Source organism: Pseudomonas floridensis (assembly GCF_002087235.1).
Taxonomy (GTDB): Bacteria; Pseudomonadota; Gammaproteobacteria; order Pseudomonadales; family Pseudomonadaceae; genus Aquipseudomonas; species Aquipseudomonas floridensis.
Genome location: NZ_MUIO01000036.1, coordinates 21,451 through 43,213, shown reverse-complemented (window position 1 = coordinate 43,213; position 21,763 = coordinate 21,451). Strand labels below are relative to the sequence as shown.

General features: G+C 60.1%; 23 protein-coding genes. 21 read left to right on the top strand and 2 right to left on the bottom strand.

The genetic code is table 11. The annotated features are described in order from the left end of the window. Window positions 1–17: 17 nt before the first annotated feature. From BZK31_RS11105 to murB, 3 genes are read left to right on the top strand one after another with little or no spacing between them, the layout of a single operon-like run. Window positions 18–203, top strand: a complete 186-nt coding sequence (locus tag BZK31_RS11105) for a Trm112 family protein (RefSeq protein WP_004884599.1) — start codon at window positions 18–20, stop codon at window positions 201–203. After that, entirely contained in the window at window positions 200–964 is a 765-nt protein-coding gene (gene kdsB, locus BZK31_RS11100) for a 3-deoxy-manno-octulosonate cytidylyltransferase (protein WP_083182699.1), read from the top strand. Before BZK31_RS11105 ends, kdsB begins: the two co-directional genes overlap by 4 nt. A gap of 34 nt (window positions 965–998) precedes the next feature. Beyond that, the gene (gene murB, locus BZK31_RS11095; protein WP_083182698.1) at window positions 999–2,018 is read left to right on the top strand and encodes a UDP-N-acetylmuramate dehydrogenase; all 1,020 of its coding nucleotides are present in this window, start codon (window positions 999–1,001) and stop codon (window positions 2,016–2,018) included. A gap of 398 nt (window positions 2,019–2,416) precedes the next feature. Here murB and rne read toward each other — a convergent pair whose 3' ends face one another. Then, complete coding sequence (gene rne, locus BZK31_RS11090) at window positions 2,417–5,710, bottom strand: ribonuclease E domain-containing protein (protein ID WP_482822361.1); 3,294 nt, start codon at window positions 5,708–5,710, stop codon at window positions 2,417–2,419. Between the two features lie 716 nt (window positions 5,711–6,426). Here rne and rluC point away from each other — a divergent pair. The 3 genes from rluC to sppA are packed head-to-tail and all read left to right on the top strand — an operon-like array spanning window position 6,427 to window position 9,058. Next, window positions 6,427–7,383 carry a 23S rRNA pseudouridine(955/2504/2580) synthase RluC gene (gene rluC / locus BZK31_RS11080; RefSeq protein ID WP_083182695.1) on the top strand — a complete coding sequence of 319 codons (957 nt, stop codon included), beginning with the start codon at window positions 6,427–6,429 and terminating at the stop codon, window positions 7,381–7,383. Further along, window positions 7,373–8,035 carry an HAD-IA family hydrolase gene (locus BZK31_RS11075; RefSeq protein ID WP_083182694.1) on the top strand — a complete coding sequence of 221 codons (663 nt, stop codon included), beginning with the start codon at window positions 7,373–7,375 and terminating at the stop codon, window positions 8,033–8,035. The genes rluC and BZK31_RS11075 overlap by 11 nt, the downstream gene beginning before the upstream one ends. A gap of 24 nt (window positions 8,036–8,059) precedes the next feature. Continuing rightward, window positions 8,060–9,058: a signal peptide peptidase SppA gene (sppA, locus tag BZK31_RS11070; RefSeq protein WP_083182693.1), complete on the top strand. Its 999-nt coding sequence runs from the start codon at window positions 8,060–8,062 to the stop codon at window positions 9,056–9,058. A gap of 72 nt (window positions 9,059–9,130) precedes the next feature. Here sppA and BZK31_RS11065 read toward each other — a convergent pair whose 3' ends face one another. Further along, on the bottom strand, window positions 9,131–9,709 hold the full coding sequence (locus BZK31_RS11065; RefSeq protein ID WP_167377925.1) for a Maf family protein: 579 nt from the start codon (window positions 9,707–9,709) through the stop codon (window positions 9,131–9,133). Between the two features lie 106 nt (window positions 9,710–9,815). On the opposite strand from BZK31_RS11065, the gene BZK31_RS11060 reads away from it, so the two are divergent. The 15 genes from BZK31_RS11060 (at window position 9,816) to BZK31_RS10990 (ending at window position 21,763) form a co-directional block, all read left to right on the top strand. Further along, the gene (locus BZK31_RS11060) at window positions 9,816–10,343 is read left to right on the top strand and encodes a YceD family protein (RefSeq protein ID WP_083182691.1); all 528 of its coding nucleotides are present in this window, start codon (window positions 9,816–9,818) and stop codon (window positions 10,341–10,343) included. Between the two features lie 13 nt (window positions 10,344–10,356). Next, window positions 10,357–10,539, top strand: a complete 183-nt coding sequence (gene rpmF / locus BZK31_RS11055; RefSeq protein ID WP_003179396.1) for a 50S ribosomal protein L32 — start codon at window positions 10,357–10,359, stop codon at window positions 10,537–10,539. A 4-nt stretch (window positions 10,540–10,543) separates the two neighbouring features. Then, window positions 10,544–11,566 carry a phosphate acyltransferase PlsX gene (plsX, locus tag BZK31_RS11050; RefSeq protein WP_083182690.1) on the top strand — a complete coding sequence of 341 codons (1,023 nt, stop codon included), beginning with the start codon at window positions 10,544–10,546 and terminating at the stop codon, window positions 11,564–11,566. A 117-nt stretch (window positions 11,567–11,683) separates the two neighbouring features. Beyond that, on the top strand, window positions 11,684–12,622 hold the full coding sequence (gene fabD, locus BZK31_RS11045) for an ACP S-malonyltransferase (protein ID WP_083182689.1): 939 nt from the start codon (window positions 11,684–11,686) through the stop codon (window positions 12,620–12,622). 15 nt (window positions 12,623–12,637) lie between these two features. Beyond that, entirely contained in the window at window positions 12,638–13,381 is a 744-nt protein-coding gene (gene fabG, locus BZK31_RS11040; RefSeq protein ID WP_083182688.1) for a 3-oxoacyl-ACP reductase FabG, read from the top strand. Window positions 13,382–13,571: 190 nt separating this feature from the next. Then, the gene (acpP, locus tag BZK31_RS11035) at window positions 13,572–13,808 is read left to right on the top strand and encodes an acyl carrier protein (protein ID WP_004884578.1); all 237 of its coding nucleotides are present in this window, start codon (window positions 13,572–13,574) and stop codon (window positions 13,806–13,808) included. A gap of 113 nt (window positions 13,809–13,921) precedes the next feature. Further along, window positions 13,922–15,166 carry a beta-ketoacyl-ACP synthase II gene (gene fabF, locus BZK31_RS11030; protein ID WP_083182687.1) on the top strand — a complete coding sequence of 415 codons (1,245 nt, stop codon included), beginning with the start codon at window positions 13,922–13,924 and terminating at the stop codon, window positions 15,164–15,166. After that, a complete protein-coding gene (pabC, locus tag BZK31_RS11025) occupies window positions 15,166–15,981 on the top strand; it encodes an aminodeoxychorismate lyase (RefSeq protein WP_083182686.1) in 816 nt (271 codons plus the stop codon). The genes fabF and pabC overlap by 1 nt, the downstream gene beginning before the upstream one ends. Window positions 15,982–15,984: 3 nt before the next feature. Further along, window positions 15,985–17,124: an endolytic transglycosylase MltG gene (mltG, locus tag BZK31_RS11020; protein ID WP_083182685.1), complete on the top strand. Its 1,140-nt coding sequence runs from the start codon at window positions 15,985–15,987 to the stop codon at window positions 17,122–17,124. Window positions 17,125–17,143: 19 nt separating this feature from the next. Further along, window positions 17,144–17,776, top strand: a complete 633-nt coding sequence (tmk, locus tag BZK31_RS11015) for a dTMP kinase (protein ID WP_083182684.1) — start codon at window positions 17,144–17,146, stop codon at window positions 17,774–17,776. Continuing rightward, on the top strand, window positions 17,769–18,758 hold the full coding sequence (locus tag BZK31_RS11010) for a DNA polymerase III subunit delta' (RefSeq protein WP_083182683.1): 990 nt from the start codon (window positions 17,769–17,771) through the stop codon (window positions 18,756–18,758). The genes tmk and BZK31_RS11010 overlap by 8 nt, the downstream gene beginning before the upstream one ends. Window positions 18,759–18,789: 31 nt before the next feature. After that, entirely contained in the window at window positions 18,790–19,146 is a 357-nt protein-coding gene (locus BZK31_RS11005) for a PilZ domain-containing protein (RefSeq protein WP_083182682.1), read from the top strand. Window positions 19,147–19,160: 14 nt separating this feature from the next. After that, window positions 19,161–19,946 carry a TatD family hydrolase gene (locus tag BZK31_RS11000; protein ID WP_083182715.1) on the top strand — a complete coding sequence of 262 codons (786 nt, stop codon included), beginning with the start codon at window positions 19,161–19,163 and terminating at the stop codon, window positions 19,944–19,946. A 428-nt stretch (window positions 19,947–20,374) separates the two neighbouring features. Continuing rightward, window positions 20,375–21,037, top strand: a complete 663-nt coding sequence (locus BZK31_RS10995) for a TetR/AcrR family transcriptional regulator (RefSeq protein WP_083182681.1) — start codon at window positions 20,375–20,377, stop codon at window positions 21,035–21,037. Window positions 21,038–21,160: 123 nt separating this feature from the next. After that, window positions 21,161–21,763: a DUF4823 domain-containing protein gene (locus tag BZK31_RS10990; RefSeq protein ID WP_083182680.1), complete on the top strand. Its 603-nt coding sequence runs from the start codon at window positions 21,161–21,163 to the stop codon at window positions 21,761–21,763.

Below are 21,763 nucleotides of genomic sequence, written 5' to 3'. Positions count from 1 at the left end.
CTGCTTCAGGATCTCCTATGGACACCAAACTACTCGATATCCTTGCATGCCCGATCTGCAAAGGCCCCTTGAAGCTCAGCGCAGACAAGACCGAACTGATCAGCAAAGGCGCAGGCCTGGCCTATCCGGTTCGTGACGGGATTCCTGTGATGCTGGAAAGCGAAGCGCGCACATTGACCGCCGATGAGCGCCTCGAAAAATGAGTGCAGACTTCACTGTTGTCATCCCGGCGCGTTACGGTTCCAGCCGCTTTCCGGGCAAGCCGTTGAAAAGCATCGCTGGCAAGCCGATGGTTCAGCTTGTCTGGGAACAGGCACTCAAGAGCGGCGCGCAGCGCGTGGTAATCGCCACCGACGATGCCCGTATCGTCGAAGCCTGTCAGGCGTTCGGTGCCGAAGTCCTGCTGACGCGCGACGATCACAATTCCGGAACCGACCGCCTGGCCGAAGTGGCTGCGCAACTGGGTCTGGCGTCGGATGCCATCGTGGTCAACGTGCAGGGTGACGAGCCGATGATTCCGCCGTCGGTGATCGATCAGGTGGCAGACAATCTTGCCGCGCACCCCGAGGCCGGAATCTCGACACTGGCCGAACCCATTGACGATGTGGCTGCGCTGTTCAATCCCAATGTGGTCAAGGTTTCTTCTGACATCAACGGTCTGGCACTGACGTTCAGCCGTGCGCCGCTGCCTTGGGCGCGTGACGCCTTGGCCGCCAGTCGTGACGAGTTGCCCGAAGGCGTGCCTTATCGTCGCCACATCGGGATTTATGCCTACCGGGCCGGCTTTCTGCAGGACTTCGTCAGTTGGGGCCCGTGCGTGCTGGAAAATACCGAAAGCCTCGAGCAACTGCGCGCGCTCTGGAATGGCGTACGGATTCATGTTGCCGATGCCCTCGAATCCCCGCCGGGCGGTGTCGATACGCCCGAAGACCTCGAGCGCGTAAGACGCTTGCTGGAGGCTTGATGGTGCCTCTCCAGTGGTTCGAGAGGTCCGCTCGATGACCTTGCAGGTACGGCCCGCCGTTTCGCTCAAGCCGTTCAATACCTTTGGCGTGGACGTGCAGGCGAAGTTGTTCGCCGAAGCGCACAGCGACGACGAGGTACGCCAGGCACTGGCGTACTCGGCTGAGCACGCTGTGCCACTGCTGGTCGTCGGCGGCGGCAGCAATTTATTGCTCAGTGGCGATGTGCAGGCATTGGTGTTACGTATGGCCAGTCGCGGTATCCGTATTGTGCGAGAGGACTGTTCTGAAGCCATCGTCGAAGCTGAGGCGGGCGAGCCGTGGCACCCTTTCGTGCAGGCCTGTCTGCAGATGGGGCTCGCCGGGCTTGAAAATCTCAGCCTGATCCCCGGCACCGTCGGCGCTGCGCCGATGCAGAACATCGGTGCCTACGGCGTGGAGATCAAGGACGTCTTCCATAGCCTGACCGCACTGGATCGCCAAACCGGAGAGCTGCGCGAGTTCGTTCTGGAGGATTGCGCTTTCGGCTACCGAGACAGTGTGTTCAAACGCGAGGCTGGCCGCTGGCTGATTTTACGTGTGCGATTCCGGCTTACTTCCCAAGCCAGGCTGCATCTGGAATACGGCCCGGTTCGTCAGCGTCTGGAGCAGATGGGTATCAAGCAACCCACGCCCTTCGACGTCAGCCGTGCCATTTGCGCTATCCGCAGCGAAAAACTGCCAGACCCCGCGGTGTTGGGTAACGCTGGCAGTTTCTTCAAGAATCCGGTCGTTTCTGCCGAGTCCTTTGCAGCACTCAAGCTTGAATACCCGGATGTGGTCGGTTATTCCCAAGGCGATGCCGGTGTCAAACTGGCGGCTGGCTGGTTGATCGAGCGGGCTGGCTGGAAGGGGTTCCGTGAAGGCGACGCAGGCGTGCATGCGCTTCAGTCACTGGTGCTGGTCAATTATGGGCAGGCCACTGGCGTGCAACTCTTGAACCTTGCGCGCCGCATACAGGCTGACATTGCAGAGCGATTCAAGGTGGAGCTGGAGATGGAGCCGAATCTTTACTGATTCATTGGGCTTTGGCTGGCAGTCATGAGCGCGCGGCTCGATCTGCTTTTAACGTCCAGTAATGCTGGCATGCCTTTCTAGCGCTATAGTGGAAACACCACCATTTGCGGCGACCCCCGAATCAGGGTCAGGACGAAGGAGCCCCAGCGCAGCCGGGGCCGGAACCGGAGCCAAGGGGCTTGCCTACTTTGCCCCGTCAAAGTAGGGCGCCGTAAGGGCGCAAAGGTGACTCGAGGCGAGCGCCAAGGTCACTGAGTCCGCAAACCATGGCTGATACGACCCACCTGCACGGATCGAATGTCCGCGCTGAAAGGCTCGATCAATTCTCCAGGCCCTAAATCGCAGGTATAAAAAAGCCCCGCCTGTTTACACAGGCGGGGCTTTTTCATGCGCCGTGATTAGACGAGTGGTTTAGGCTCGTTCTCTTTCTCGGCATGTGGCGACTCAGCGTTTTCCTCAGTATGCAGCGCAGGCTGCACCGATTCTGCTTCTACGACAACAGGTGCAGGCTCCGCAGCAGCCGGCGCGGCAGAAGCAGCCTGTTCGGCTTCCTTCTGACGGCGAGCTTCTTCTTCGCGCTTGCGACGACGAACCTCACGAGGATCGTTCGGCGCACGACCGGTGCTGCTGACCGGCAAGGCCGGTGCTTCGACAACTGCAGGTTCCTGAGCTTCCTGCACGGCAGGGGCTTCTTCAGCGACCGGAGCTTGTGGCGCGAAGTAAGAAGCTGGCTCCTCCTTCACGAACGCAGGCTCGGCAGCAGGCGCGGGTGCAGGTGTCGGCAGTTCCGCAGATTCAGTGACGTGCACTTCTTCTTCCTGAGCCTTGGCCTCGACCGGAGCTTGCGGCTCTGGAGTCGGTTCAGGCGTTGGCTTGAACGGTACGACGCGTTCTGCGTGAGGGGCTTCGAACAGTTCGGTCTGCGCGGCGAAGGCTGGCGCCTCGGTCACTGCTGGCTGAACTTCGACCTCCGGAGCTGCATGCGCCTTCGGTGCCTCATCCGCAACGGGTGCTTCGACAGCAGGCAGCTCGACCGTCGGCTCAGCCGCAGCAGGTGCTTGCTCGGTGGTTGCTTCAACGACAGGTGCATCAACAACCGGCTTGTCGATAGCTGGCGCTTCGGTAACAGGCGTTTCAGAGGTCGATGCAGGTTCGGCAGCGGCGGCCGGAGCTTCGACGGTGTCGTTGGCGCGTTCAGCCTGCTGATTGGCCTGAGCCTCGGCGGGAGCGCTGATCACGATGCCTGCGGCCGCAGCGGTAACGGCCAGAGCGGCGGCGTTATCGGAGCCTTGCTCTTCTTCATTGCCGTTTTCTTCCGAGCCTTCGATCACGTTGCCATTGGCATCGCGCTGGCGTTCGCGACGATTGCTGCGACGACGCTGACCACGGGAGCGACGACGAGGGCGTTCGCCTTCATTGTTGTCCTGATTGTCATCGTTTGCCTGCTCTTCGTTCAGCAACACTTCTTCTTCGCTGGCCTCGGCAACGGCCTGCTCGGTACGTGGCTGACGCTCTTCACGCGGAGCGCGAGGCTGGCGTTCTTCACGAGGTGCGCGTTCCGGGCGCTCTTCGCGAGCCAGGCTCACCGCAGGGGCGGCATCCAGTGGCTCACGCAGTTCACGTACCGGACGCTCTTCGCGACCTTCACGCGGCTTGCGCTCGCGGGAAGTGCGGGCCGGGCGTTCTTCACGCGGCGCTGCGGTCTCGTCACGGGCCTCGCGAGGGGCACGCTCTTCACGCGGTGCACGTTCTTCGCGTGGGGCGCGTTCCTCACGTGGCGCACGCTCTTCGCGCGGTGCGCGTTCTGCTCGTTCTTCACGTGGCGCACGCTCTTCACGAGGCTTGCGCTCTTCGTCGCGGCGGTTGTTGCGGCCACGGCTCTGTTGGCGACCGTTACGGCGCTCTTCATTGCGGGCAGGGCGTTCAACGGCAGCCGGTTTTTCGACGACGGCCGGTGCGGCAGGCTCTTCCTTGGTGGCGAACAGGCTCACCAGGGATTTCACCAGGCCCTTGAACAGGCTTGGCTCGGGCAGAGCTTGCGCAGGCGCAGGCGCCGGCGCAACGGCTTCTACCGGAACAGGCGCGTTGGCACGGGCTGGCGCGGTCTTGACCGCGGCTTCCTGGCGAACCAGGGTGCGGGTCGCTGCAGCCAGTGGGGCGATTTCTTCCACTTCGGCAGCGGCAGCGGCGATTTCGTAGCTGGACTGGTTGTTGTTGGCCTCCGGGCTGTCATCACGCAGACGCTGGACTTCGAAGTGCGGCGTTTCCAGGTGATCGTTCGGCAGGATGATGATGCGCGCACGGGTGCGCAGTTCGATCTTGGTGATCGAGTTGCGCTTTTCGTTGAGCAGGAATGCAGCGACCGGGATCGGCACCTGGGCGCGTACTTCGGCAGTGCGGTCCTTCAGGGCTTCTTCTTCGATCAGGCGCAGAATGGCCAGCGACAGCGATTCGACGTCACGGATGATGCCGGTGCCGTTGCAGCGTGGGCAGACGATGCCGCTGCTTTCGCCCAAGGACGGACGCAGGCGCTGGCGGGACATTTCCAGCAGGCCGAAGCGCGAGATGCGGCCAACCTGAACGCGGGCGCGGTCAGCTTCAAGGCTTTCGCGGACCTTTTCTTCCACGGCGCGCTGGTTCTTGGCCGGCGTCATGTCGATGAAGTCGATGACGATCAGGCCGCCGATGTCGCGCAGGCGCAACTGGCGGGCAATTTCTTCGGCCGCTTCAAGGTTGGTCTGCAGGGCGGTTTCTTCGATATCGCTGCCTTTGGTGGCGCGGGCCGAGTTGATGTCGATGGACACCAGGGCTTCGGTCGGATCGATGACGATGGAACCGCCGGAAGGCAGTTCAACGACGCGCTGGAAGGCGGTCTCGATCTGGCTTTCGATCTGGAAACGGTTGAACAGCGGAACGCTGTCTTCGTACAGTTTGATCTTGCTGGCGTATTGCGGCATCACCTGGCGGATGAAAGTCAGGGCTTCTTCCTGAGCTTCGACGCTGTCGATCAGGACTTCGCCGATGTCCTGGCGCAGGTAGTCACGGATGGCGCGGATGATGACGTTGCTTTCCTGATAGATCAGGAACGGCGCGGAGCGATCCAAGGACGCTTCCTTGATGGCGGTCCACAGCTGAAGCAGGTAATCGAGGTCCCACTGCATTTCTTCGCTGCTGCGGCCCAGGCCTGCGGTGCGAACGATCAGGCCCATGTCGGCAGGAGCGATCAGGCCGTTGAGCGCTTCACGCAGCTCATTGCGCTCTTCGCCTTCGATGCGGCGCGAGATGCCACCGGCACGCGGGTTGTTCGGCATCAGGACCAGGTAACGGCCCGCCAGGCTGATGAAGGTGGTCAGGGCTGCGCCCTTGTTGCCACGCTCTTCTTTCTCGACCTGAACGATGACTTCCTGGCCTTCGCTCAGGACGTCCTTGATGTTGACGCGACCCTCAGGGGCTTTCTTGAAGTATTCGCGGGAGATTTCCTTAAGGGGCAGAAAGCCGTGGCGCTCAGAGCCGAAATCGACAAAGGCAGCCTCAAGGCTTGGTTCGATGCGAGTGATTCGGCCTTTGTAGATGTTGGCCTTCTTCTGCTCGCGTGCACCTGACTCGATGTCCAGGTCGTAGAGGCGCTGGCCGTCTACCAGTGCAACACGCAACTCTTCGGGTTGAGTTGCGTTAATCAGCATTCTTTTCATGTAGTACCGTCGGTTTCCGGGCTGCCGGAAACGGCGTTCGGCACACACGACTTCTCACGGTCGGTGTCAGGGCACGTCAAGAGTGGTTGGACACTCCAGTGTCTAGCGATGTTCTCGTCCAGAAGGGGCGAGGCGTCGCGACGACGTTTCCTGCTTGCTGTGGTGACCTAGGACACCCTTTCAGCAAAAGCTTTGTCAGGAGGAGGAATCGACCATCGGTAGCGGACGAGATGAAGCGTCTAGAACAAGCCTTTTGCTACACAGTCCGATGGTTGTGCGTCTCCACCCTACACGTATCCCTGATAATTCGGGTGCTGCCGCGCGCAGAATCCGCAGCGGGTTGGCATTTACCGCGATCTTCGATAGGGAAGGTCGCGCATCATGGCTTGAGGCGTTGTTCCCGAAACGTTCGCTCGTAGCGTCTGGAAGCGACTGCACCTTGTGAACTGGCCGTGAATTATTCGCACTGAATGCGAGCAGTCTGCTCAGCGATCTGGCGTGTTTCCGGCCTCATGTCACCCGCGCTTGTTACGTTTCCAGCATGCTGCGTTGTCACCGAAAGCCCCGTAGGACGGCCTCACGTCCTCGTGAATTGCGTTGGTCAGGGTCGGTTGTCAACCGTTGGTCCGCTGTCCGGCCGCTTTTGGCGGCGTTCGCGACTATAGCAGCAATCATTAAGTGCTTCAAATCCATAAAAAATTGTTATGATTTGCCGCATGACGAATATTGCCCCTCCAACCCCCGGCGTCCAGCTGGTTGAGGTTGCGCCGGAACTTGCCGGTCAACGCATCGATAATTTTCTGATCACTTATCTCAAAGGTGTGCCCAAAACCTTGATTTACCGCATTTTGCGCAAAGGCGAAGTGCGTGTGAACAAGGGGCGGATCAAGCCCGAGTACAAGTTGCAGGCAGGAGATATCGTCCGCATTCCTCCCGTTCGCGTCCCCGAGCGCGACGAGCCCGTGCCCGTTGCGCAGGGTTTGCTGCAGCGCCTCGAAGCGGCGATTGTCTACGAAGACAAAGCGCTGATCGTGCTCAACAAGCCGGCTGGCATTGCCGTGCATGGCGGCAGCGGCCTGAGCTTCGGGGTCATCGAGGCGTTCCGCCAGTTGCGGCCGGATGCCAAGGAGCTGGAGTTGGTCCATCGCCTGGACCGTGACACTTCGGGTCTGCTGATGATCGCCAAGAAGCGCAGCATGTTGCGTCATCTGCACGAGGCCCTGCGCGGCGACGGTGTCGACAAGCGCTACATGGCGCTGGTGCGTGGCAACTGGGCGACGGCCGTCAAGCAGGTCCGCGCGCCGTTGCTCAAGAGCAATCTGCGCTCGGGCGAGCGCATGGTCGAGGTCAACGAGGAGGGCAAGGAGGCGCTGACGATCTTCAAGGTGCTGCGTCGCTTCGGCGATTTCGCCACCATGGTCGAAGCAAAGCCGGTGACCGGTCGTACTCACCAGATTCGCGTCCATACCCTGCACGCCGGGCATGCCATCGCCGGTGACACAAAATACGGCGATGAGGACTTCAGTCGCGAAATTCGCGATCTGGGCGGCAAGCGTCTGTTTCTGCACGCTTATATGTTGACGGTGCCGCTGCCGGACGGCGGCAAGCTGACGCTGCAGGCACCTGTGGATGAAATGTGGGCCAAGACTGTGGAGCGTTTGAGTGCGCCGTGATTACGATCTGCTGATTTTCGACTGGGATGGCACGCTGGCAGACTCGATAGGGCGCATCATTGAGTGTATGCGCACCGCCGCGATCGGTGGCGGCATGGAGCCCCGTGACGACGATGCGATCAAAGGCATTATCGGCCTGGGTCTGCCCGAGGCGATACGCACCCTGTATCCGTCGATCACGGCCAACGACCTGATTGACTATCGTCAGCGCTATGCCGACTGCTACATGGCGCTGGATAACGCGCCTTCGCCACTGTTTGATGGCGTTCGCGAATCCATAGAGGCCTTTCGGCAGGAGGGCTATCGTCTTGCCGTCGCTACTGGCAAAGCGCGTCGCGGGCTGGATCGGGTGCTCAAAGCCAACGCCTGGCTGGATTATTTCGACATCACCCGGTCTGCCGACGAAACCGCCAGCAAGCCTGATCCGTTGATGCTGAGCGAAATCATGGCGCACTGTGAGGTTGCGCCTGGACGTGCACTGATGATCGGTGATTCGTCATTCGATCTGCAGATGGCGCGCAATGCGGGCATGGACTCGATCGCGGTGGGGTATGGTGCGCAATCGCTGGATTCTCTGCGTGAGTATCAGCCTCGCCTGGCCATCGAGCATTTTTCAGAACTGCGCAGCTGGCTGAATCGGCGCAGCGTTTAATTATCGGGTTGGAGCAAGTTGAGCATGTCTGACGAATGGAAAGTGCCTGCCTCCCAGAGGGCGGATGAGGCTGTTGCTGGCAGGGAAGAGGCCAAGAGCTGGAAGTTGCTGGAAAAAACTTTGCTGGCCAGCGTGCAGGAGCAGCGCCGTGCGCGTCGCTGGGGAATCTTTTTCAAGCTGCTGACTTTTGCAGTGCTGTTTACGGTGCTGATCGTCCCGATGCTTGATCTGAGTGGTGGTGCCTCTCGCAGGGCCAGTCATACGGCAGTCGTTGATGTGCAGGGCATGATCGCCGACAAGGAGTCTGCCAGCGCCGACAACATCATCTCCGGCCTGCGTGCGGCATTCGAGGATGCCAAGACCAAAGGTGTGATCCTGAACATCAACAGTCCGGGTGGCAGCCCGGTGCAGTCCGGCTATGTATATGACGAGATTCGTCGCCTGCGTGCGCAGAAGCCAGACATCAAGGTCTATGCGGTGATCAGTGACCTGGGGGCGTCCGGTGCGTACTACATCGCCAGCGCGGCCGACCAGATCTATGCCGACAAGGCGAGTCTGGTCGGTTCCATTGGTGTTACGGCGGCCGGTTTCGGTTTTGTCGGGGTGATGGAAAAACTGGGTGTGGATCGGCGTACCTACACGTCCGGCGAGCACAAGGCCTTTCTTGATCCGTTCCAGCCGCAGAAAGCCGATGAAACGCAGTTCTGGCAAGGTGTGCTCGACACGACACATCGTCAGTTTATCGCCAGCGTCAAGCAGGGGCGCGGTGATCGCCTGAAGGACAAGGATCATCCGGAGTTGTTCTCCGGTCTGGTCTGGACCGGCGAGCAGGCGGTTCCGCTGGGGCTGGTGGATGGCCTGGGCAGTGCTGACTATGTGGCGCGTGAAGTCATCGGTGAGAAGGATATCGTCGACTACACCGTCGAAGAGTCGCCTTTCGATCGTTTCTCCAAGAAGCTGGGCACCAGCATCGCCGAGCGGCTCGCGATGCTGGCCGGTTTCAACGGCCCGACGCTACGCTGATCGTCAAGTTGCGCTTATAAGCGCCTGGCCGATGGTCGGGCTCTTTTGTTTCAGGCTCGGCTTCAAGTCTGATCAGGGGATCGAGATGCCTTCCTTTATTAGCATGTCCACCAGGCGAATCAGTGGCAGGCCGATCAGGCTGGTTGCGTCGCTGCCCTCGGTGCTGCGAAAAAGACTCACGCCCAGTCCTTCGGCCTTGAAGCTGCCGGCGCAGTCGAAGGGCTGTTCGGCGCGCAGGTAGCGCTCAAGGGTCGGCGTGTCGAATTCGCGCATGTGGACGGTGAAGGGCACGCAGTCCACCTGGCAGTGACCGGTCTGGGTGTTGAGCAGGGCCAGGCCGGTCAGGAAGGTGACGCGATTGCCGCTGGCGGCTGACAGCTGCTCCAGAGCGCGCTCGAAGGTGTGAGGTTTGCCCAGCATCCGGTCGTCAAGTACCGCTACCTGGTCCGAGCCTATGATCAGATGGTCTGAATATTCGCCAGCCAGTGCCTGGGCTTTTTCCTGCGCGAGGCGTTTCACGAGGTCCAGGGCCGTTTCGTCGGGGCGTCGGCTTTCGTCGATATCGGGCGATTTGCAAGTGAAGGGCAGGCGCAGTCGGGCAAGCAGTTCGCGTCGGTAAGATGAGCTGGAAGCTAAGAGCAGGGAAGGCATGCGGTTCTCCATGGGCTGAGCGCCGATTCTAATGAGAGGCGCTAGTTGCGAACAGGCCTGAATTTCCTTTGACATGCCAAGGGGGCATCCCTAGAATGCTGCGCCTATGTTGAATGACCCGATTCCACCTCACGTTGACCCGCGCAAATTGGCTGATCGCGGCACTACCCTTCAGGGTGAAGTGCTGCTGGCCGATTTGGAGAGACTCTGCGACCCGCTTGCCGACAATGTCGGTACGGTGCAGGCCAAATTCGTTTTCGAGCGTGACGAACGCCGTTCCGTGGTTATCCACAGTGCGATAGACGTCTCGGTCAAGATGGTTTGCCAGCGTTGTCTTGAGCTGGTCACCCTGCCGATCCACAGCGAGTGCAGTTACGCTGTGGTGAAGGAGGGTGCGAATACCCAGTCGTTACCGAAAGGTTATGACGTGCTGGAACTGGGCGAAGATCCATTGGATCTGCTGGCATTGATCGAGGAGGAGCTCTTGCTCGCCTTGCCAATCGTGCCTGCTCATCATCCGGAAGAATGCCAGCAACCGGCGGGTCTCGATGAGCCCGAACCGAGCGTGGACGAGGTGACACGGTCCAACCCGTTCAGTGTATTGGCGCAGTTAAAGCGTGACCCAAACGTTTAGGAGTTAATCAATTATGGCTGTTCAGCAGAACAAAAAATCCCGCTCTGCCCGTGACATGCGTCGTTCGCACGACGCTCTTGAGGCAAGCACTCTGTCGGTAGAAAAGACCACTGGTGAAGTTCACCTGCGTCACCACGTATCGCCAGAAGGCGTATACCGTGGCCGTAAAGTGATCGACAAGGGCGCTGACGAGTAATTTCTTGTCCGCTCCGATCATTGCGATCGACGCAATGGGCGGGGACTTCGGTCCCCGCAACATTGTTCGGGCAAGCCTCGCGTGCCTGACTGCTACGCCCTCGCTTCATCTGGCCCTCGTCGGCCAAGCCTCCCTTATTGAAGAACTCATTGCCCGCCATCGTGGTGTGGATCGCTCGCGCCTGCAGATCGTACAGGCCGACGAGGTCATCGCAATGGATGAGCGTCCGTCCCAGGCCTTGCGCAGCAAGCCTGGCTCGTCGATGCGTGTCGCACTGGAGTTGGTTGCGGACGGAAAGGCTCAAGCCTGTGTCAGCGCAGGAAACACCGGGGCGCTGATGGCTCTTTCTCGATTCGTGCTCAAAACGTTGCCCGGCATTGACCGTCCGGCGATGATCGCAGCCATTCCGACGCGTACGGGCTATTGTCAGTTGCTGGACCTGGGCGCCAACGTCGATTGCAGTGCCGATACGCTGTATCAGTTCGCGGTCATGGGGGCGGTGATGGCCGAAACGCTGGGTGTGACCAGACCAAAGGTTGCGTTGCTGAATATCGGCACCGAGGACATCAAGGGCAATCAGCAGGTCAAGCTTGCCGCTGGCTTGTTGCAGGCAGCGCCGGGTCTCAATTACATCGGCTACGTCGAAGGCGATGGGCTGTATCGCGGTGAGGCCGATGTGGTGGTGTGCGACGGTTTTGTCGGCAATGTGCTGCTCAAATCCAGTGAAGGCCTGGCATCGATGATCGCTGCCCGGGTCGAAATGCTGTTCGGTCGCAATCTTCTGACTCGCGCCGTGGGTGCCTTGGCGTTGCCGCTGTTGAAGCGCCTGCAGGCCGATCTTGCCCCTGCTCGTCATAATGGCGCCAGTTTGCTGGGCCTGCAGGGCATCGTAGTGAAAAGTCATGGTTCGGCGAGCGTCGAGGGTTTTCAGAGTGCGATACAGCGTGCGCTGATCGAGGTTGCACAAAACCAGCCGGAACGCCTTCGTGGGCGGATCGAGGCGATGTTTCAACACGGCCGGACGTGAAAATGTGACGCATTAGACTGCTCAGTCATCCAAACGGGCAGTCATGTAAATTTGGATACCTGTGCTCGGCCCGGCCGAGTACCTATTTTCAGCTCCAATCATTCAGAGGCTTGTTAAATGTCTGCATCCCTCGCATTCGTATTTCCGGGTCAAGGATCGCAATCGCTGGGCATGCTTGCCGAGCAGTCCGTACAGCATCCGCTGATCCTTGATACTTTTGAACAAGCGTCCGAAGCGCTGAGCTATGACCTCTGGGCGCTGACTCAGAGCGGCCCTGCCGAGCTGCTCAATCAGACCGACAAGACCCAGCCTGCGATTTTGACCGCATCGGTCGCGCTGTGGCACGTCTGGCTGGCTGAGGGTGGCGCGATTCCTGCGTTCGTGGCCGGTCACAGTCTGGGTGAGTACAGTGCACTGGTTGCCGCCCAGAGCCTGAGCCTGTCCGACGCAGTCAAGCTCGTCGAGCGCCGTGGTCAACTAATGCAGGAGGCTGTTCCGGCCGGTCAGGGTGGCATGGCTGCGATTCTGGGTCTGGACGACGCCGATGTTATGGCGGCCTGTGCCGAAGCGGCGCAGGGCGAGGTGGTGAGTGCGGTGAATTTCAACTCGCCCGGCCAGGTGGTCATTGCCGGTTCCGCCGAGGCGGTCAAGCGGGCGATGGAGCTGTGCAAAGCGCGTGGCGCCAAGCGTGCATTGCCGCTGCCGGTGAGCGTGCCTTCGCACTGTGAATTGATGCGTCCGGCTGCCGAGCGCTTCGCCGAGTCCATCGAAGCCATCGAATGGCAGGCTCCGGAAATCGCTCTGGTGCAGAACGTCAGCGCCAGCGCCGTCAGTGATCTGGCGACGCTCAAGCGTGATTTGCTGGAGCAGTTGTATAAGCCGGTGCGCTGGGTGGAGTCCATCCAGTGCCTGGCGAGCCGTGGTGCCACCCAACTGGTGGAGTGCGGGCCGGGCAAAGTGTTGGCTGGTCTGAACAAGCGTTGCGCCGATGGCGTGACTACTTACAACCTGGATACCCCAGATGCCTTTGCCGCCGCCCGTGCGGCACTGGTCTGATTAGGAGAAGCCTGCATGAGCCTGCAAGGTAAAGTTGCACTGGTGACTGGTGCCAGTCGCGGTATTGGTCAAGCCATCGCTCTGGAACTGGGACGCAATGGTGCGGTTGTCGTCGGAACAGCGACATCCGAGTCCGGCGCCGAGCGTATCAGCGCTGCGTTCAAGGAAGCCGGCATCGAAGGTTTCGGCCTGATGCTGGACGTGTGCAGCGCCGAATCCGTGGATTCGGTACTGTCGACCATTCAGGAGCGTGTCGGTGCACCGTTGATCCTGGTCAACAACGCCGGTATCACACGTGACAATCTGATGATGCGCATGAAAGATGACGAATGGTATGACGTCGTCAACACCAACCTGAACAGCCTGTTCCGCCTTTCCAAAGGCGTGTTGCGCGGTATGACCAAGGCGCGCTGGGGTCGTATCATCAGCATTGGTTCGGTTGTGGGTGCCATGGGCAACGCCGGTCAAGTAAACTATGCTTCCGCAAAAGCCGGGCTGGAAGGTTTCAGCCGTGCTCTGGCCCGTGAAGTGGGTTCGCGTGCAGTGACCGTGAATTCGGTAGCGCCAGGTTTCATCGATACCGACATGACGCGTGAGTTGCCGGAAGCGCAGCGCGAGTCCCTGCTGACCCAGATTCCTCTGGGCCGTCTGGGGCAGGCGCAGGAAATCGCCAATGTGGTTTCCTTCCTTGCGTCCGAAGGCGCAGGCTACGTGACCGGGGCGACAATCCCTGTCAACGGCGGCATGTACATGAGCTGATGTGACGAACTGTTTCAAAAAAATGTCATACGAGCTGTCTAAAATCCGTTATAAAGCTGCAATCTATTAATGGGCAAACGGGCGATTGGGTGAGGGGAAGAGCGTTATGCTTGAAATACGTAAAACCTCTTCTATACACTTACCCTCTGGCCAGATGCCTGAATATTTCCACTAGGAGTTAAAACTAGGTATGAGCACCATCGAAGAGCGCGTCAAGAAAATCGTTGCCGAGCAACTTGGCGTCAAGGAAGAAGAGGTTGTCAACACTGCTTCTTTCGTTGAAGACCTGGGCGCTGACTCCCTGGACACCGTTGAGCTGGTAATGGCTCTGGAAGAGGAATTCGAGACCGAAATCCCTGACGAAGAAGCGGAAAAGATCACTACCGTTCAAGCTGCTATCGATTACGTCAACAGCCACCAGGCTTAAGATTTGTAATCGCTGCTTGCTGTCACGGGAAAACCGCACTGCTTTAACCGGCGTGCGGTTTTTTCTTTAAAAAACGTTGTGATGTTCCGTTAACGAGAGAGAAGGAGAGTCCTGTGTCGCGTAGACGCGTCGTGGTCACCGGGATGGGCATGCTTTCGCCACTGGGTAATGATGTGCCCAGCAGTTGGCAAGGCATTCTGGCGGGCCGCAGTGGCATTGGCCTTATCGAGCATACGGATCTGTCGGCCTTCACCACCCGCTTCGGCGGCTCGGTCAAGGGATTCAACGTCGAAGAATACCTGGCGCCCAAAGAAGCGCGCCGGCTCGATCTCTTCATTCAATACGGCCTTGCAGCCAGCTTTCAGGCTGTGCGCAACGCAGGTCTTGAAGTCACTGACGCAAACCGCGAGCGCATCGGCGTGGCCATGGGTTCGGGTATCGGTGGCCTGACCAACATTGAAAACAGCAGTCGTCTGCTGCACGAGCAGGGCCCGGGGCGGATTTCTCCGTTCTTCGTGCCAGGCTCGATCATCAACATGATTTCCGGTTTCCTGTCCATCCATCTGGGTGCACAGGGACCCAACTACGCCATCGCGACCGCCTGTACCACGGCAACCCATTGCATTGGCATGGCGGCGCGCAATATTGCCTACGACGAAGCCGACGTGATGATCGCCGGTGGCGCCGAAATGGCGGCCTGTGGCCTCGGTCTGGGTGGCTTCGGTGCGGCGCGGGCGCTGTCGACCCGCAATGACGATCCGACCCGTGCCAGTCGTCCGTGGGACAAGGGGCGTGACGGTTTCGTTCTGTCCGACGGCGCCGGTGCCATGGTGCTCGAGGAGCTCGAACATGCCAAGGCGCGTGGCGCGACGATCTATGCAGAGCTGGTCGGTTTTGGCATGAGCGGTGATGCGTATCACATGACTTCGCCACCGGATGACGGTGCCGGTGCTGCGCGTTGCATCGTCAACGCGTTGCGTGACGCCAAGGTCAATCCCGAGCAGGTGCAGTACATCAATGCGCACGGCACATCGACGCCGGCTGGCGATCTGGCCGAAGCTTCGGCGATCAAGTCGGTGTTCGGCGACCACGCCTACAAGCTCGCGGTCAGCTCCACCAAGTCGATGACTGGCCACCTGTTGGGTGCGGCCGGTGCCGTCGAAGCCATCTTCAGCGTACTGGCGCTGGTCGATCAGGCCGCTCCGCCAACCATCAACCTGGATGAGCCGAGCGAAGGCTGTGATCTGGATTTCGTGCCTCACGAAGCCCGCCGCATGCCGATCGATGTCGTATTGTCGAACTCCTTCGGGTTTGGCGGCACCAATGGCTCGCTGGTGTTCCGCCGGTTTACGGAGTAATGATCAGCTGGATCGACGGCTGCCTGGCCGACGCTGTGTCCCTGAAGGACAGAGGCCTGGCGTACGGCGACGGGGTGTTTGAAACCGTCGCGGTCAGGGCAGGGCGGCCGTTGTTGTTCGAGCGTCACCTGCAGCGTCTTGAAACCGGTTGCCAGCGCTTGGCGATCCCGGTCGATGTCGCGCTGGTCCGTACGGAAATGACTCGCTTCGCCGCCCAGCTCGGCGAGGGTGTGATGAAGCTGATCCTGACCCGCGGCGACAGTCAGCGCGGTTACGGTCCGGCGCCGGACACCCATTCCCGGCGGATCCTGCAGGGCGGCCCTTCGCCCTTTTACCCGACGGCGCATGCCGAGCAGGGTGTTCGCCTGTTTCCCTGCAAGACCCGTTTGGCCGAGCAGCCGCTGCTGGCCGGTCTCAAGCACATGAATCGTCTGGAACAAGTGCTGGCACGTTCGGAGTGGCAGGACGGTGAGCATGCCGAAGGTCTGGTCTGCGATACCTCCGGTCGTCTGATCGAGGGCGTGTACAGCAATCTGTTTTTCGTTATTCAGGGGCGACTGCTGACCGCCGATCTGAGTCGTTGTGGCGTGGCGGGCGTGATGCGCGCCGAGTTGCTGGATCAGGCACGAATGCTGGGCATCACGGTCGAAATCCGTGATGTGCACGCGTCTGACCTGGAGCAGGCTGACGAAGTGTTTCTTTGCAACAGCGTCTATGGCATCTGGCCGGTTCGTCGCTTTGAACACCTCGGCTGGCCGGTTGGGCCGCTCACCCGTAAACTGCAAGGCATTGCTCGCGCCCTTCTGGATATCTGATTCGTGATCCGAAAAATATTGGTGTTGCTGGAAACCGCTATCGTCCTGGCAGGCTTGGCGTTGGGCTTCGCGTACTGGCAGCAGTATCAGGCGTTGCACCAGCCACTCGAGGTGGTTCAAGAGCAATTGCTGGACGTGCCTGCCGGTTCGACGCCGACTGGCGTACTCAATCGTCTACAGGCCGATGGCGTCATCAAGGATGCGTTCTGGCTGCGCCTCTACTGGCGCTTCAATCTTGCCGGCCAGCCGCTGCACAGCGGTGAGTACCGCATGACGCCGGGCATGGACGTCGAGGCACTGTTTGGCGTCTGGAAGCGCAAGGAAGTGGTGCAATACAGTCTTACGCTGGTCGAAGGCTGGAATTTCCGGCAGGTTCGCGCCGCACTGTCCAGGCAGGCCAAACTCGATCAGACGCTGGCGGGCCTGAGTGATACCGAGTTGATGGCGAAGATCGGCCACCCGGATGTGTTTCCCGAGGGGCGATTCTTTCCCGACACCTATCGCTACGTGCGCGGCATGAGTGACGCCGAAATACTCAAGCAGGCCTACAGTCGCCTGGAAGAGGTTCTGGAAGAGGAGTGGGTCGCGAGAGCGGCGGATGCGCCGTATGCCGATCCCTATCAGGCCCTGATCATGGCCTCGCTGGTCGAGAAGGAAACCGGTGTGCCTCAGGAGCGTGGCCAGATCGCCGGCGTGTTCGTGCGCCGCCTGAAGCTGGGCATGCTGTTGCAGACCGATCCGACCGTGATCTATGGCATGGGCGAACGCTATAACGGCAAGCTGACCCGCGCCAATCTGAAGGAGGCCACGCCCTATAACACCTACGTGATCACCGGCCTGCCGCCGACGCCTATCTCGCTGGTCGGGCGCGAAGCCATTCATGCCGCGCTCAATCCGGTAGCAGGCGACAGCCTGTACTTCGTGGCCAAGGGCGACGGCAGTCACGTGTTTTCCAATGATCTGGACGCTCATAACGCGGCGGTTCGTGAATATCAGATCAAGCGGCGCGCAGATTATCGATCAAGCCCTGCGCCGCTCCCTGCGCCCGCTCCGACGGCCGCGCCCGAGCCCGATTCAACCCCTTCGGAGCCGGTGCCCGGCGCTGTTCCGGATACCTCGCAAAGCGAGCCTGACTCGCAATGAATATGACTAAGGATTGCCTGTGACTGGCCTGTTCATCACCCTCGAAGGCCCGGAAGGCGCCGGGAAAAGCACCAATCGTGAATACCTGGCGGCGAAATTGCGCGCTCAGGGTGTGCCGGTGCTGCTGACCCGTGAGCCCGGCGGTACGCCGTTGGCCGAGCGCATTCGCGAGCTGTTGCTGGCGCCCAGTGACGAGTCGATGTGCGCCGATACCGAGTTGCTGCTGGTGTTCGCCGCTCGTGCGCAACACCTGGCCGAGGTGATCCGTCCGGCACTGGCGCGTGGTGAGGTGGTGCTCTGCGACCGTTTCACGGACGCCACGTACGCTTACCAAGGCGGTGGCCGTGGCCTGTCGGTCGAGCGCATCGCGACGCTTGAGCGGTTCGTTCAGGGTGACTTGCGGCCTGATCTGACGCTGGTCTTCGATTTGCCGGTCGAAGTCGGTCTGTCGCGCGCTGCGGCACGCGGCAGGCTCGATCGCTTCGAGCAGGAAGGCCGTGCCTTTTTCGAAGCGGTGCGCAGCACCTATCTGGCTCGAGCTGCCGCCGAGCCTTTGCGCTACCGGCTGGTGGACGCGGCGCAGACTCTGGCGCAGGTTCAGCTCTCACTGGACGCCTTGCTCCCGCAACTGCTGGAGCTGCGACGTGGCTGAGGCCTACCCATGGCAGCAGGCGCTCTGGCAGCAAATGGCCGGGCGCGCCCAGCATGCGCACGCTTACCTGCTGCACGGTCCGGCCGGCATCGGTAAGCGGGCGCTCGCTGAACGGCTGATGGCCAGTCTGCTGTGCCAGCGGCTCGACGGCGGGCTTGAGGCCTGCGGAACCTGCAAGTCCTGTCTTTTGCTGGCGGCTGGCAGCCATCCGGACAATTACGTGCTGGAGCCGGAAGAGGCCGATAAGCCGATCAAGGTCGATCAGGTCCGCGATCTGGTCAGTTTCGTGGTGCAGACTGCGCAGATGGGCGGGCGCAAGGTGGTGCTCATCGAGCCGGTCGAGGCCATGAACATCAATGCCGCGAACGCGCTGCTGAAAAGTCTCGAAGAACCTTCCGGTAACACCGTGCTGCTGCTGGTCAGCCACCAACCCAGTCGCTTGTTGCCGACGGTCAAGAGCCGTTGCGTGCAGCAGGCCTGTCCGCTGCCTGACGAGCGGACAAGCCTGGCCTGGCTGAGCAACGCATTGCCTGATTGCCCGGAGCAGGAGCGCCTCGAACTGCTGACGCTGGCGGCTGGCTCGCCGCTGGCCGCCGTCACGCTTCATGCCCAGGGCGTGCGTGAACAGCGCGCCCTGGTGGTGGACGGCGTCAAGAAACTGCTCAAGCAACAGCAGTCGCCGACTCAATTGGCAGAAGGCTGGAAAGATATTCCACTGTTGTTGCTGTTCGACTGGTTCTGCGATTGGTCGTACCTGATCCTTCGTTATCAACTGACTGAGGATGAAGAAGGTCTCGGACTGAGCGACATGCGCAAGGTGGTGCAATACCTTGCCCAGAAATCGCCACGCGGCAAAGTGCTGGAGATACAGGATTGGGTGCTGGCGCAACGACAGAAGGTCATGTCCAAGGCCAACCTCAATCGTGTGCTGTTGCTCGAAGCGTTGCTGGTGCAGTGGGCAGGCCTGCCCGGACAGGCGTAGACTCCGGGTCATCAACCGTTGAGGTATTGTCATGAGCTTGCCGCTTAACCCAGGTCCGCGTAACGGCATTCTGTCCCTGACCATCAAGGACAAGGCCGTTCTGTACGCCGCCTACATGCCGTTCATCAGGAATGGCGGTCTGTTCATTCCGACCAGCAAAAGCTACAAGCTGGGCGACGAGGTGTTCATGCTGCTCAACCTGATGGACGAGGCCGAAAAGGTTCCGGTAACCGGCCGCGTCGCCTGGATCACCCCCAAAGGCGCGCAAGGCAATCGAACCGCCGGTGTCGGCGTGCAATTCAATGACGGCGACAATACCGCCCGCAATCTGATCGAAACCTACCTGGTCGGCGCTTTGAAGTCCGACCGTCCCACTCATACGATGTAGTTGTGCGCGTGCCCATGCTTGTAGATTCCCATTGTCACCTCGACCGACTTGATCTGACCCAGCACGATGGCTCCCTTGATGCAGCCCTCCAGGCGGCGCGGGGCAGGGGAGTCGGGCATTTTCTGTGCATCGGTGTCAGCGCTGACAACGCCGGTGCGGTGAAAGCGCTGGCCGAGCGCTACGACGACGTCGATTGCTCGGTCGGCATTCATCCGCTCGATCTCAAGCCGGGCGAGGCGCCTGCGCTGGACTGGCTGCTGGCCGAACTCAATCATCCCCGGGTGGTGGCGATTGGTGAAACCGGCCTGGATTATCACTACGAGCCGGAAGCTGCTGAATTGCAGCAGGCATCGTTCCGCCTGCACCTTCAGGCTGCGGCCACCACCGGCAAGCCGGTCATCGTGCATACCCGTGGCGCACGCGCCGATACCCTCGATCTGCTGCGTGAAGCTGCCTTGCCGCAGGCGGGCGTGCTGCACTGTTTCACCGAGGATTGGGACATGGCCAGGGCGGCGCTTGACCTGGGCTTCTACATCTCGCTCTCCGGCATCGTGACATTCCGCAATGCCGATGCCTTGCGTGACGTGGCCCGGCAGGTGCCTGCCGACCGGTTGCTGGTCGAGACCGATTCTCCTTATCTGGCACCGATCCCCTATCGAGGCAAGCCGAACCTGCCGCAATACGTACGCGAGGTTGCCGAGTTTCTGGCCATGTTGAGAGGCGAGTCGTACGAGCGCTTCGCCGAGCAGACCACTGAGAACTTTGCCCGGCTGTTTCCGCTCGCGCACCTGTCACGCTGAGCCGACGAACCCTGAATCGCAGACAAAAAAAACCCGGATTCTGGGGGGGTGAAGCCGGGTTAAGACCATTAGGAGTAAAACAAAGGCACGCTGTCCATTGGCGCCTTTACTGGCTCGTCACTTGGGGGGATGACGCGCCAACGGTTTAATTATTGACCAGTATTGCCGGGCGTCCAGTGCGGACTGTTCATTTTTTAAACAGTTTTGGAATACCAAACCGGTTATTGAGCACCATAACCACTCAAGCCTGATGGCGCTGTCTTCAAATGCCCGCAGTACGGGAGCGAAACCCGACCATTGCAATCCACGGATGACCGATAAATGCCTCGATTCGCTCATATCCGGCGATATGGTCGGATGATCCGTGCAATTTGTCGCCAATTGGGCATAATACGCGGCTTCGATTTCGATCCCAATCAGACCTTCCTATGCAGAAAGAACCTCGTAAGGTCCGTGAGTTTCGCCGCCGTGAGCAGGAAATTCTCGACACCGCGCTAAAGCTGTTCCTTGAGCAGGGCGAAGACAGCGTCACGGTCGAGATGATCGCGGACGCTGTTGGCATTGGCAAAGGCACGATCTACAAGCACTTCAAATCCAAGGCGGAAATCTACCTGCGCCTGATGCTCGACTACGAGCGTGATTTGAACGAGCTGCTGCACTCGGCCGATGTCGATAAAGACAAGGAAGCGCTTTCGCGTGCCTATTTTGAGTTCCGCATGCGCGATCCTCAGCGTTATCGCCTGTTTGACCGTCTCGAAGAGAAAGTGGTCAAGGGCAATCAGGTTCCCGAGCTGGTCGAGGAGTTGCACAAGATCCGCGCCTCCAACTTCGAGCACCTGACGCTTCTGATCAAAGGCCGCATCACTGAAGGCAAGCTCGAAGACGTCCCGCCTTACTACCACTACTGCGCAGCCTGGGCTTTGGTACATGGCGCTGTGGCGCTGTATCACTCGCCGTTCTGGAGCAACGTGCTGGAAGATCAGGAAGGCTTTTTCCACTTCCTCATGGATATCGGTGTGCGCATGGGCAACAAGCGCAAGCGCGACGGTGATACGCCTCCCGAAACCAGGCCGGATCCGGCTTCTGCCTGATTGTAGCGGCGGCATTCAGAGTGCCGCCGTTCAAGGTTATGCACACCTCCAGGCAGATATGGCGCGGAAGCTGCATCCGACGACCATTCGCCGGTTTTCCGTCACCGGTATCTGGAGGGGATGATGCGTAGCCTGGTTTTGCTGCTGACGTTTTTGGCGTTGGGCGGCTGCATGAAAGTCAGCGACATGGGGGAGGGGGTTCGCGAGCAATTCAGTGATGCGGGGCTGCTCGATCACAGTGAAACCCGCCGAATTGCCAATTGGCGCGTACAGCCCGATTCGTTCATCTACATCGCACAGGGTCCCTTCGTGCCGCCTGGCAGGGCTTATCCGCGCCCCAATGTCGTGGCGGAAGAAGCCTTCAAGGGTTTCGTCGAGTATTTCCCGATGGTTCGTCGGGCTCCGGCGCCGTTGGGCCTGGACGATGCCATGATCGAGGCGCGCAGTGCCGGTGCGCACTATCTGCTCTATACCCGCTTCGCCAAGGCGGATGATCGCATCAGCAACGGCGATCAATGGTCCGATCAGGAAGCTGTCGATCGTCTCGGCGTCGACACAGGTGTCATCCAACTGATGCTGATCGAAACCAGTACCCGCTTCCTTATCGACAGCGCGCGGATCCGCAGCCGTGGCGGATTGCTGACGCTTTACGACAAAAGCCCCGAAGATTTGCTAGGTCCGCCCCTTGAGGACTACGCTCGTACCTTGTTGGGTGTTGAGCGTTAG